Below are 12609 nucleotides of genomic sequence, written 5' to 3' on the forward strand. Positions count from 1 at the left end.
CGTTAACATACAGTAAAACATGTGGGTTTATTACATATATACCCAAGCAACCTCACAAAGTGACACAGGGTTTAAAAATTGGGCTATAAATTGTTCTAGCGCAATAAAAAAGTCATTCAAACAAGTTAAAGTGGCGCCATTAACGAAACAATATTAGGGAATAAATATGGCTTCATTATCACAACATCGCGTGTACATACCAACGAGTGCACGAGCAAATCAATACATACTTGCTGAATTTAAACCAAGCAATAAACTCTACTCACAGTTTGAAACGCCGCGGCAATGCTATGAGCGAATCGCAAGGCAGCTATTTGCTCTGTGTGATGAATATGAACTGCACAATGTTCATCTAATCGCCAACGATAAATTACCTGTTGTTAGATTTCACGAAGAATCCTATTGTTTACAAACAAATAAGCAAATATTGTTTTTCTATAACCCTCGTTATCACGAAGCGCATAAGTGTTTTTATGACACTGAGCAAGCAAGTAAAAAAATTCGCCTACTATTTTTAGCAACCGGTGATGACTTACGTGCTAACAGTGCTATTTTTCATAATAACGTGAAGAAGGTATTAGACACTTTGCAAGAAAGTATTCTTGATGGCGAGGAGCAATTTAAACTGCGTGACCATCAGCATTTAACTTACGATTTATTTGCTAAAGCGAAAGGTCACAAAGAAAGCTACGGCTACAAACTACGAGGCTTATATCAACGCTACCAAAGTCGTCAGTGTAATTTACCTGAACATCATAATGAAATGACCTACGCGACCTTTAAAATTCCTGTCACTCGTACCATTAAAACCCAGTTTCAACATTTACTGAACAAGGGAGACTACACCGAGTTTTATGAGCATTTCTACAGTGAGTTTATAAACACGTGCGAAGCTAAGCAATTAAATATTGCAGCCATGGTGGCTAATGGCTGTATGCCCATAATTCGAAACAGTAAGATTGATAAGAATGACAGTAACTGTGAACTACAAAAGTTAAGCTTCTCGACCAATGAGCAAACCTGTCAGTTCAGTCATTACTTTCTAGATAACAAGCTTGTTGAAACAATGCATTTTATAATTGTGGCCAATGAAAACGATGAACAAGGCATTGGCCATGGGCGTTTTATGAATAAAGTAGAGAGTGTTATTCGTAATATGGTTGAGCCTCTTGCGATTAATAAAGAGCGTCAAGATATCACTGTGCGTTTCTTTCAACATATCAGCTATTATCAATAGTAAACAATTCATAAAAACAGTTTTGCTGCACCCATAAAAAAACCCCAAATAGTTGGGGTTTTTCTGCAAACTTATTTGGCTTAATTATTACGTTGCGCGTCTTTTTGTGCTTTTTTAGCCTCTTTACGCTTTTGTAATACAGCCTGAGCTTCATTACCTATATGCCCTTCTCCACGCGCTTGAGCTAATTCAATTTGCTTTTGACGTTCAGCAAATCGCGCACGTTGTTCGTCTGTCACATCATCAATACAATGATGGCACGAAACCCCTTCCATGTACTCAAGTTTTAGCTTTTCTTCTTCAGTGATTGGCATACGACACGCATGGCATTGATCGTATGAGCCCTTTTGTAAATCATGATCAACCGCTACGCGATTATCAAAAACAAAGCATTCACCTTGCCACATGGTCTCTTCTTTTGGTACTTCTTCAAGATACTTCAAGATGCCACCTTCAAGGTGGTATACATCATCAAACCCTTGCTCTTTCATATACGCAGTTGATTTTTCACAGCGAATACCGCCAGTACAAAACATAGCTACTTTTTTATGTTTTGTTGGGTCGAGGTTTTCTTTTGCCCATTGTGGGAATTCACGGAATGTTTTTGTATTAGGATCGACTGCGTTTTCAAACGTGCCAATTTCAATTTCATAATCATTACGTGTATCAACAAGGATAACCTCAGGATCTGAAATTAGCGCATTCCAGTCTTTTGGTTTAACGTAACTGCCAACCACTTTAAGTGGGTCTACCCCTTCAACACCCATAGTGACAATTTCTTTTTTTAATTTCACTTTGGTACGGTAAAACGGGCATTCATCATCATAAGACTCTTTAGACACTATATTGTCTAAATGAGGCTGGCTATCAAGCCAAGCAAGTAGATTATCAATACCTTCACGTTTAGCTGCAACTGTACCATTAATCCCTTCGGCAGCAATTAACAACGTACCACGTACATCGTTTTTCTCCATTACATCGAGTAAAGGTTGGCGAAGGTCTTCATATTCAGGTAGGGCAACAAATTTGTACAGTGCACACACAACAAAGTGCGCGCTAGTGACATTATCTTTATGAATGGCAGTCATGAGCGTTCCTAATTTTGCTTTTTGATAACCGAATCGTAAATCCGGCGCATTGGGGCGCATATTTTACGCTTTTTCAAATTAAATGCAAAAAAACTAATGATTAACGGGTTTTTACTGTGAGCAATCACCTTGACTGAGCTATAATAGCGGCCAGATTTATGAAGATTTAAATTACTCATTTGGAGATAGACACTTTGCACTTTACTGATCTTGGCATCGATAACCGCCTTGAAACTCAACTTGCGCACCAAGGCATTACTAAGCCTACAGATATTCAGGCTCACGCTGTGCCGACAGCATTGGCTGGCCATGATATTTTTGCTCAATCTAAAACTGGCTCAGGTAAAACATTAGCGTTTTTATTACCAGCCGTTCAACGTGTCATGAAGCAAAAAGCGCTCAGTAAACGTGACCCGCGCGTTTTAATTGTCGCTCCAACTCGCGAGCTTGCCACCCAAGTTTTTACTCAACTTAGGTTACTTATCGCAGGTACCAACATAAAAGCGGTAAAAATACTCGGTGGTGAAAACTTTAATGACCAAATAAAAGCGCTAAGAAATGACCCGCATTTTGTTATTGCTACTCCAGGTCGTTTAGCTGATCACTTAACTCAACGTTCATTGCAGTTGAGTGGTTTAGAATTATTAATTTTCGATGAAGCAGATCGGATACTTGATTTAGGCTTCACTGAACAATTAAAAATGATTAATGATTTGGCCGACCACCGTTTACGCCAAACATTATTGTTTTCAGCAACGCTTGATCACGCCCAAGTTGATGCGCTATCGCGTAATTTACTTAAAAAGCCTAAACAAATAATGCTAAGTGCTGCAAATGAGCAGCATTCTGATATCAAACAGAGCTTATATTTAGCTGATCACTTAGATCACAAAGAAGCGCTATTAGAGCACTTTGTTAAACAAGAAGACGTTGGCCAATGCATTATTTTTACCGCGACACGCGCAGACACTGCCAGATTAAGTGAGCTTTTAAATAGTAAAGGGCTCAAAGCACAAGCGCTTGCTGGCGATTTAACACAAAGTAAACGCCTTGAAATCATGGATGCCTTCAGCCGAGAAAACTTCAAAGTCCTTATTACCACCGATGTTGCCTCTCGCGGCTTAGACTTGTTAAGTGTCACCCATGTTATTAACTTTGACTTACCAAAACATGCTGAAGAATACGTTCATCGTATTGGGCGTACAGGTCGCGCCGGATTTAAAGGCACAGCTATCTCATTGGTCGGTCCTAAAGACTGGCCTAGTTATAAGGCCATTAAGTCATTTTTAAATGATGAGTTAGAATTTCACACTGTTGAAGGGCTAACGGGTAAGTTTAAAGGCCTGCGGGATAAAAAACCGCAAGTACAGAATAAAATAAACGAAAAAGTAAAACCAAAAGCTAAAGCTGCACCTAAGCGCAAAGCTAAGCCTAAAAAACCTCAAGCCCCAATAAAAGCACCATTAAATATTGATGGTGATGCACCTATGCGTCGTCGTAAAAAGCCAGAGCAGGAATAATTATGAGTTACCTTGGTACAACCCAAACCTTATTTGTTAACGAAGTCAGTAATGAAGGTGCTTACCTTGATGGCCACGATTTAGGCGAAGTTTTTTTACCTAGTCATGAAATTAAACATGAGCTTGAAGCCGGCGATAGCATCAGTGTTTTTATCTTTTTAGATAATGCTAATTTACCGACAGCAACAACTAAAAAACCACACGCACAAGTGGGTGAATACGCCCTACTGCGTGTTAAAGAAATTAATAGCATCGGCGCTTTCTTAGATTGGGGTTTAGACAAAGATGTACTTGCCCCGTTTAATGAACAAAAGCCTCGTATGCAAGAAGGCCATTCCTACTTAGTACGTCTTTACTTAGATAACGCCAGTTCACGTATTTGTGCTTCTAGCAACTTTAATCGTTTTCTATCAAAAGATGAACCACAATACACAGCCCTTCAGGAAGTTAATTTAATTGTGGCTGGCAAAACGGATATCGGCTACAAAGTATTGATTGAAGAAGCACATTTTGGTGTGGTTTTTTATAATATGGTATTTAAAAACCTGTTTGTTGGTCAAAAGCTCAAAGGGTTTATTCAGAAAGTCCGTGAAGATGGCAAAATAGACGTCATACTTGAAAAACCAGGTATGGGGAAAGTCAGTGAGCTGGGTGAAAAAATCATGCAAAAGCTAAAAGACGAAGGCGGTGTTTTAGCAATTGGTGATAAGTCAGACCCTGAGCTTATTAAAAAGGTGTTCTCTACCAGTAAAGCAAACTACAAAAAAGCCATTGGTGGTTTATTTAAGCAAGGTTTAATTGATATTGAAGCTAAGTCTATTAGGCTTAAGTAAGCTACGGGCTACGGGCTACGGGCTACGGGCTACGGGCTACGGGCTACGGGCTACGGGCTACGGGCTACGGGCTACGGGCTAACAAAATATTGTTATATCATGAAAAGAGTAAAGTGAAAGCTTTGCTCTTTTTTGTTTTATAAGCTTTTAATGGCAACTATGAGCGAGAACCGGACACTGAAAAAGTTAAATTTATTTCTGCTTTGTGAGTTGAAGCCTAACTTTGTCCGATAACATTATTAACCGCCAGTTTGGTGAAAAATAACAAGAGCAATTCCTAGCTATTTTAATTATTTGTTTACAATGGTAATTTTTGGTGAAATTATTAGCGTATGTAATATACGCCGTTTTGGTGTGTTGTAAACCACCACTATGGTGTTCGATAAGCTGTTATGTTTTTTTGAAGGAAGCTATAAGTGTATAAAAATCCAACTGATTTAGAACTGCTTGAATGTATTTATAACCACTACCGAGCGGAGTTTGAATTGTATGATTCAAATGAAATAATTAGAGATGGAAAAATATATGTGCCTATAGACTGCAAGCTTATTGCAGGAAAGTTACGTGCTGACCCAGAATTGGTATTTGGTCGATTGTACTACCATTTGGCTAATGTATATAAATATCAGCAATCCAAAGGCGTCGAGGTTAAATTGTTTGAGTTTGAAGTGGATAAACAACGCCACTGTATACAGTTTCCGGTTTTGGCATCAGCCGTAGCTAATCTAAAAGCTGATCATCAACGATATAAACATTCGCTTGTAGCTTCAATATTTGCGGTAGTTGTAGCTGTTGGGGCAGCGGCAATAACGGCATACGATGTATTTGGCTCCAAAACATAAACGGGTAGCCGGAGGTCTCTAACTTCCAGCCCCCACACCACCCATCATGCGCTTTTTATTAGCAGGTAGTGCAATGGGCGCTTCACCTCCCGTAATGAATATTGATCCAAATATCTCTCAGTGACACTAAACCTTTTGACACTAAATAGTCATTGCCTAGTGCAATGTTTATAGTGCCTGTATTACTCTAAAGCGCAGCGCCTCTTAACCTATTTGTGAATAATTTACTAAGTTTTTTGCACAAAGCAAAGGAAATGACAAGTAAATGAGGAGTATCTTAAAGACTAATATTAGTGTGTATCAAACACGATGCATTAATTAGATTAAGCTCTTATTACCTAAAATAAACTACTCACATACTTGAAATAATTTCCAAAACGCCAATTAAAGCAACAGCAAATCCTCTTTTTATACTTTACGTAAAATCGAAGTAACCGATTGAATCAAAATAGGAACTCGGCTATGGTTAATACATCAATAAAAATAAATTAAAAACGAGTAATTCTAAAGGCTCGTTATAACACTATGTCATGTCGGAGCAGTTTTGAGTAGATGTATTTTTAAAGATCAAACCTTAGGGCAGTATGATTTTGGCTTACAGCAAATCGAAATTAACAATGATGATAATGGTAAGTCCGTTGAAGATATTGAAAGAATAATCAACACAAAGACCCTCAATACTCTGAGTAATACTGAACTTGAGATATTTAAAACGTATAAACACGAATCTACGCATTTATTAGATGGGACTTCGACTCTGTGGGGGATGGAATACACCTGTAGAATGTATAATTGGTTTAATGACCCAACTGAAACGTATTTAAAAGTAATCTCTTTAAATGATGCAGAGATTCAGATGCATTCGAAACTGCTACAAAACTCAAATACAGCTCAAAACTTTCTTAAATTAAAGTATTCACTTGAGCATGATGAACAGTGTGGCGTGTATGTTCATATGCATTATTTAAATGAATATGATGGCGTAATCCAGTCCACCCCAATCACAATGCTTTCTCTGATAGAAGGGCATGCATACTCAAAAGAGCAGTTAATATCATGTGATTTATATGAAGATGATTTAGTATCTTCAAATTTGTTAGTCGCGCAGGTTAATAAAGATATAAATTCGCTTAGTGGCAGTGAGTACTCTTGCTTTCTTGCGTTGATAAATCAGCTTTTTCCTGAGTTGAAATTACGTCAAAAGCTATTGATAATGATCCTTATTTCAAGGTTTTCTCTAAATGCCCCTACCTTTTATATTGGTTCATTCCCCGAATATATTTTAAGTCATATATTCTCTGGTGCGCCACAAGAATTAATTAGCACTTTGAAAATGGAAATGTCGAGAGGGATGCACCGTAGTACACTATGCCTAGCCTTGCTCTTGTGTTTGGCAATGCATTCAGAAACGACTAAAAGGATCACTAAGTCGACAACGTTAGAAGAAATGGAAGAAGTTTTATTAAAGATTTATCAAAGTAAAAATCAGTCAATTGAGGATGTAAAATCGTCGTTGTTACTTCAATATAAGCTGGAGTTTGAATTGCTGTCAGAGCTTCTAAATGAAAAAGGAGCGTATTTAGCCAAAAAACTAGCAGCTCAATTCAAAGATAAAAACTGGTATTTTGACGATTTAGACACTCTTGAACTTCCAGATTTTTTCTTATCGAACGGTGATAAAGCAGAGCCTAGTAAAAGTATTGATTATGATATGGAAGCACATATGAATGATAAGCTTGAAAAGGTAGTTAATTTAGAGAACGCCCTTAAAGGGCTAGGTGTGGCTAGACAGCATTTATACCCGCACGTTTACCATGACTGGTTAAATCGAATTAAATCAGGCGAGACTGGTACTGTATATTACCCCGAAGCATCAAACGGGTTATAATAAAGCGTTACCACCGTCCGCGCATGGCACATTGCGGACTAATCTTCGCCAAGTAACTAAATTTGTATACCCAGAAACAAAACGAGCAAAGTAAAAACTTTGCTCTTTGTACTCTTAAAAATAACGCTTGTTTATTTTAACGAGTCATTAATTTCTTTAAGAACCGCGACTGGATCGGCGGCTTGTGTGATCGGGCGGCCAACAACTAAATAATCACTACCGTCATCAATGGCTTGTTTTGGCGTCATAATGCGCTTTTGATCCCCTGCATCGCTGCCAGCTGGGCGGATACCTGGAGTCACAAGTTTAAAATCTTCACCTAGCTCTGCTTTTAATTTCTTCGCTTCTTGCGCTGAGCACACTACCCCGTCAAGGCCTGACTCTTTTGCAAGTTTTGCTAAATAGATAACCTGCTCTTCTGGGGTTTTATCAATTCCTAAACGAGTAAGCTCTGCAGCATCCATGCTGGTTAAAACGGTAACGGCAATTAATAAAGGGGCTTTATCACCAAACTGCTCAAGCTCTTGTTTGGCTTTAGTCATCATTTCTACGCCACCACTGGCATGAACATTAACCATCCATACGCCCATTTTAGCTGCGGCAGTAACTGCTTTTGCTACTGTGTTAGGGATATCATGAAATTTTAAATCAAGGAAAACATCAAAACCTAAATCAATAAGCTCTTTAACAAATGCAGGTCCAAAATAAGTAAACATTTCTTTACCGACTTTTAAGCGACAGGTGTCAGGAGAAAGTTGTTTAACAAAATTTAATGCTGTTTGCTGATCATCATAATCAAGGGCTATAAGAACTTTTTTTGATTGTTCGAGAGACATAACTTTCCTAAAACGAATTGAAAATAAGTAAAATTAAAAACCGTCTAAGCCACGGCTTGGCACTATGGTTTCCCAGTGTTTACACGACGGGCAAACCCAATAAATAGTATGGCTAGTAAAGCCGCAGTGTTGGCACTGAAAATCTGGCTTTGTTGCAATATAAGAAGTTACCAATTTATCGATTTGATCTAATACTTCTTTAATATCATTATTTTGTTTTGCTAATAATTGCAGCAAGAAGCTAAAACCACGAATTGTCGGCTGACGTTTCAGGCTATCTGTTAAAAATTTAATCGCTTGCTCTGGATGGCCCTGCTCTAATAATGCTTGGCAATGCTTTATTTTTATTAAAACGCCACCTTTATCGAGTAATTGAACTAACAGTTCGTGGAATTGGTGGGTTAAATTTAACTGGCTGTAACTATGCGCTAAGTCTTCAATAAATAAAGGGGCAAAAAATGTAAAGTTAGTAATTAACTCACGCCAATAATAAATTGCCTTAACATAATCTTCTTTAGCAAACGCTGATTTACCAAGTTCATATAAAGGCCTTATTGCTTTTTGATTAAGGCTAATTGCTTTTCGCATAATCTGCGGATCGTTTTCAAGCAATGCAGCTTCACAGTAAAAATTGGCAATGGCTTTAAAATGCTGAGGTTTTGAAAATAAATCGCTGTGGGCTTCAAACATATTAATGCCCTTTTCCCATTCACGTGTTTGTGAATACAAAGTAAGGATAGGTTCTAATGCTTCTTCTTGATTCGCTTTAACCAGCCACACTAAATGCTCTTCTGCACCATCTAAAAGTCCAGCCATAATATAGTCTTCAGCAAGCTCTAAGCGACTAGTAGCAGCTTGTTGTTCGTTGAGGCTGGGATGCTTTAACAGCAGTTCATGAATTTTTATTGCGCGGTCTAACTCACCACGACGGCGAAACATAGTCGCAAGTGTTGAGTAGTGTTCTACAGAGTCTGCTGCGACTTCTAATAAATTAATGAGGTGTTCAAGACCTTGATCTTCTTCTCTATCGAGCAAGAATTTTAAGCCTTTACTGTATTCTGAGGTGATCTGACGATTTAATTGATGAGCTTGGTTTTTAGCACTATTTTTACCCATTATCCAGCCGTAACCAGCCGCAACGGGTAAAAGTAAAAACAAAAGCTCAATCATAGTTAGGTGTCTTTATTAGCAACAAGCTTATTATTATTTTTTTCAGGCGCTAATTTCTTTTTCAAACGATAATTTTGCCACTTCAATTGTGAAAACAATTTAAAGCTAATAAAACAACCAATTGCAACACCTAAAGCAAAGCAGATACTTATTATCATTGCTAAGGGTAATGTATTACTAGCAATAATATAATTGATTTGCACCAACTGCGGATTCTGTGAACCAAGTACAAATGCAAATATTAAGCATATTGCTACTAAGATTACTTTTAATACCCGAAACAAGTAACTACTCCTACTGGTAACTAGGCAATGCTCGCGTTAACGCGATCTCTTAGCTCTTTACCAGGTTTAAAATGAGGTACGTGCTTACCGTCTAATTCAACCGTATCACCTGTTTTAGGGTTACGGCCAGTACGCGGCGAACGAAAGTGTAATGAGAAACTACCAAAGCCACGGATCTCAATGCGATCTGAGCTAGATAATGAGCCGGCCATTTGTTCAAGAATTTCTTTAACAGCATTTTCAACATCTTTCACAGGTACGTGTGCGTGTTGCTCGGCAAGTTGTTCTATCAATTCTGACTTAGTCATAGCGTTTCCTTAAAAAGAGATAAAGGAAGGGCAACACTGCCCTTCCAATTATTAAGACTGATTAATTAGTCTTTTTGTGCATTTGCGAATGCAGCAGCCATTGCGTTTTCGAACACTGGCTCTTCTTTCTTAAGCTTTTCTAGTACTTCTTTCTCTTCTGCTTCGAAAAGAGCTTTAACTGAAAGGCTTAAAGTGCGGTTCTTACGATCAACACCAACATATTTCACTTCAACTTCGTCGCCTACAGAAACAACAGTAGTTGCATCTTCAACGCGCTCTTGAGCGATATCAGCTACACGGATGTAACCTTCAACGCCTTCGATAAGTTCAACAGTTGCGCCTTTCGCATCAACTTCTGTCACTTTACCTTTAACAATAGCACCTTTTTTGTTTGCATCAAGGTAGTTATTGAATGGGTCAGCTTCGATTTGCTTAACACCTAGAGAGATACGTTCACGCTCTGGGTCAACTTGCAATACGATAGCAGTGATTTCGTCGCCTTTCTTGAATTCACGTACAGCGTCTTCGCCAGGTGTGTTCCAAGAAATGTCTGAAAGGTGTACAAGACCATCAATACCACCGTCAAGACCGATAAAGATACCGAAGTCAGTGATTGATTTGATCTTACCAGTAACTTGATCGCCTTTGTTTTGAAGACGAGCAAATTCTTGCCAAGGATTAGCAATACATTGCTTAAGACCAAGAGAAATACGACGACGCTCTTCGTCGATTTCAAGAACCATAACTTCAACAGTGTCGCCAAGGCTAACAACTTTTGAAGGATGGATGTTCTTGTTAGTCCAATCCATTTCAGAAACGTGTACTAGACCTTCAACGCCTTCTTCGATTTCTACGAAGCAACCGTAATCTGTAAGGTTAGTTACACGGCCAGAAAGTTTAGAACCTTCTGGGTAACGACCAGCGATAGCTGCCCATGGATCTTCACCAAGCTGTTTAAGGCCAAGAGATACACGAGTTTTCTCTTTGTCGAATTTAAGAACTTTAACTGCGATTTCGTCGCCAACATTAACGATTTCTGAAGGGTGCTTAACACGCTTCCACGCCATATCAGTGATGTGTAGTAGACCATCAACACCACCAAGATCAACGAATGCACCGTAGTCAGTAAGGTTCTTAACGATACCTTTAACTTCTTGACCTTCAACAAGGTTAGCAAGAAGCTCTTCACGTTCTTGTGAGTTTTCAGATTCGATAACTGCACGACGTGAAACAACAACGTTGTTACGTTTTTGATCAAGCTTGATTACTTTAAATTCAAGCTCTTTGCCTTCAAGGTGAGTTGTGTCACGTACTGGACGAACATCAACAAGTGAACCAGGTAGGAAAGCACGGATTGAATCAACTTCAACTGTGAAACCGCCTTTAACTTTACCGTTGATAACACCAGTAACAGTCTCTTGCTCTTCACATGCTTTCTCAAGACGGATCCACGCTTCGTGACGCTTCGCTTTCTCACGAGAAAGGATAGTTTCACCGAAACCGTCTTCGATTGCATCTAGTGCAACATCTACTTCGTCGCCAACAGCAACTTCAAGTTCACCAGCAGCATTTTTGAATTGCTCTGCAGGGATAGCACTTTCTGATTTAAGACCAGCATCTACAAGTACAATGTTATTCTCGATAGAGATTACTGTACCTTTAACAATAGAGCCTTGCTCTGCTTCAAAACCCTTTAGGCTTTCTTCAAATAACTGCGCAAAATTTTCTGACATACGAATATACGTCTCATATATTTAATACCAATAAGCAACCATGCTGCATGGGGTTGTTAAAATAGCACTGGCATCCTGCTGGCGCATGTAAAATGTGTTTACTTTCTGTTAGGAAGTTTACCTTCAGAAATCGCAGCATCTAATAAAGTCATAACTTTATCAAACACTTGCTGTGCATTAAGCTCGCTAGTATCAAGTTCAATAGCATCATCTGCTGGCACAAGCGGTGCAACTTCACGATTCATATCGCGTTCGTCACGAGCTTGAATATCTTCTAATAGACCACTTAGTGTAACATCAAGACCACGTTCGTTCAACTCAACGTAACGTCTGCGGGCACGTTCTTGCGCACTAGCGGTTAAATAAATTTTTAATGGTGCATCTGGGAACACCACGGTCCCCATATCACGACCATCCGCAATTAAGCCATTTTCTGTGCGAAACGCACGCTGGCGACGAAGTAGTGCTTCTCTTACTCGAGGTAAAGCAGCCACTTTTGATGCCGCGGCTCCAACTTCTTCATTACGAATAGTGGTTGATACATCTTCGCCTTCAAGAATAACCTTTCCAGCATTTGTTTGACTATCAACTAAAAACTGCACATCCAGATTGGCAGCTAAAGGCACCAATGCCTCTTCGTTGTCCAATGCAATTTGATGATGAAGTGCTGCCAGTGATAACACACGGTAAATCGCGCCACTGTCTAAAACATCCCATCCTAATTTATCGGCTAACAAGCGACAAACAGTTCCTTTACCTGAACCACTTGGGCCATCAACGGTGATTACGGGCATTAATAACGCCTGCATTTAAAACCTCCTGCAATGCACACCAAAATAAAACCGCCGTATTATACGCCAGATATTAAAA

Annotated in this window: 12 protein-coding genes; 5 read left to right on the forward strand and 7 right to left on the reverse strand. The window is 39.0% G+C overall.

Annotated elements, in window-relative coordinates; genetic code table 11:
- Positions 1 to 166 precede the first annotated feature (166 nt).
- Positions 167 to 1237 (forward strand): DUF3083 family protein, encoded by a 1071-nt coding sequence (locus AAEU30_RS15775; RefSeq protein ID WP_421961314.1) that lies wholly within the window; start codon positions 167 to 169, stop codon positions 1235 to 1237.
- An 80-nt stretch (positions 1238 to 1317) separates the two neighbouring features.
- Here the strand turns inward: AAEU30_RS15775 and trhO are convergent, their stop codons facing one another.
- A complete protein-coding gene (gene trhO / locus AAEU30_RS15780; RefSeq protein WP_421961315.1) occupies positions 1318 to 2325 on the reverse strand; it encodes an oxygen-dependent tRNA uridine(34) hydroxylase TrhO in 1008 nt (335 codons plus the stop codon).
- Between the two features lie 194 nt (positions 2326 to 2519).
- On the opposite strand from trhO, the gene AAEU30_RS15785 reads away from it, so the two are divergent.
- The 4 genes from AAEU30_RS15785 (at position 2520) to AAEU30_RS15800 (ending at position 7408) form a co-directional block, all read left to right on the forward strand.
- Positions 2520 to 3845 (forward strand): DEAD/DEAH box helicase, encoded by a 1326-nt coding sequence (locus AAEU30_RS15785; RefSeq protein WP_421961316.1) that lies wholly within the window; start codon positions 2520 to 2522, stop codon positions 3843 to 3845.
- Positions 3846 to 3847: 2 nt separating this feature from the next.
- Positions 3848 to 4678 (forward strand): CvfB family protein, encoded by an 831-nt coding sequence (locus AAEU30_RS15790; RefSeq protein WP_087532192.1) that lies wholly within the window; start codon positions 3848 to 3850, stop codon positions 4676 to 4678.
- Positions 4679 to 5094: 416 nt separating this feature from the next.
- Positions 5095 to 5520: a hypothetical protein gene (locus AAEU30_RS15795; protein ID WP_421961317.1), complete on the forward strand. Its 426-nt coding sequence runs from the start codon at positions 5095 to 5097 to the stop codon at positions 5518 to 5520.
- Positions 5521 to 6064: 544 nt separating this feature from the next.
- Positions 6065 to 7408 (forward strand): hypothetical protein, encoded by a 1344-nt coding sequence (locus tag AAEU30_RS15800; protein WP_421961318.1) that lies wholly within the window; start codon positions 6065 to 6067, stop codon positions 7406 to 7408.
- A 131-nt stretch (positions 7409 to 7539) separates the two neighbouring features.
- On the opposite strand, the gene pyrF is transcribed toward AAEU30_RS15800, so the two are convergent.
- From pyrF to cmk, 6 genes are all read right to left on the reverse strand, one after another.
- Positions 7540 to 8244, reverse strand: coding sequence for an orotidine-5'-phosphate decarboxylase (gene pyrF / locus AAEU30_RS15805; RefSeq protein ID WP_421961319.1), 705 nt, complete (start codon positions 8242 to 8244; stop codon positions 7540 to 7542).
- 33 nt (positions 8245 to 8277) lie between these two features.
- Complete coding sequence (lapB, locus tag AAEU30_RS15810; RefSeq protein WP_421961320.1) at positions 8278 to 9414, reverse strand: lipopolysaccharide assembly protein LapB; 1137 nt, start codon at positions 9412 to 9414, stop codon at positions 8278 to 8280.
- Positions 9415 to 9416: 2 nt separating this feature from the next.
- Positions 9417 to 9698, reverse strand: a complete 282-nt coding sequence (locus AAEU30_RS15815; protein ID WP_087532198.1) for a lipopolysaccharide assembly protein LapA domain-containing protein — start codon at positions 9696 to 9698, stop codon at positions 9417 to 9419.
- A 20-nt stretch (positions 9699 to 9718) separates the two neighbouring features.
- Positions 9719 to 10006, reverse strand: a complete 288-nt coding sequence (ihfB, locus tag AAEU30_RS15820) for an integration host factor subunit beta (RefSeq protein WP_087532199.1) — start codon at positions 10004 to 10006, stop codon at positions 9719 to 9721.
- 65 nt (positions 10007 to 10071) lie between these two features.
- The gene (gene rpsA, locus AAEU30_RS15825) at positions 10072 to 11739 is read right to left on the reverse strand and encodes a 30S ribosomal protein S1 (protein WP_087532200.1); all 1668 of its coding nucleotides are present in this window, start codon (positions 11737 to 11739) and stop codon (positions 10072 to 10074) included.
- A gap of 98 nt (positions 11740 to 11837) precedes the next feature.
- Positions 11838 to 12548: a (d)CMP kinase gene (gene cmk, locus AAEU30_RS15830; RefSeq protein ID WP_421961321.1), complete on the reverse strand. Its 711-nt coding sequence runs from the start codon at positions 12546 to 12548 to the stop codon at positions 11838 to 11840.
- Positions 12549 to 12609: the final 61 nt, after the last annotated feature.

This window comes from Pseudoalteromonas mucoides, assembly GCF_049257175.1.
GTDB lineage: Bacteria > Pseudomonadota > Gammaproteobacteria > Enterobacterales > Alteromonadaceae > Pseudoalteromonas.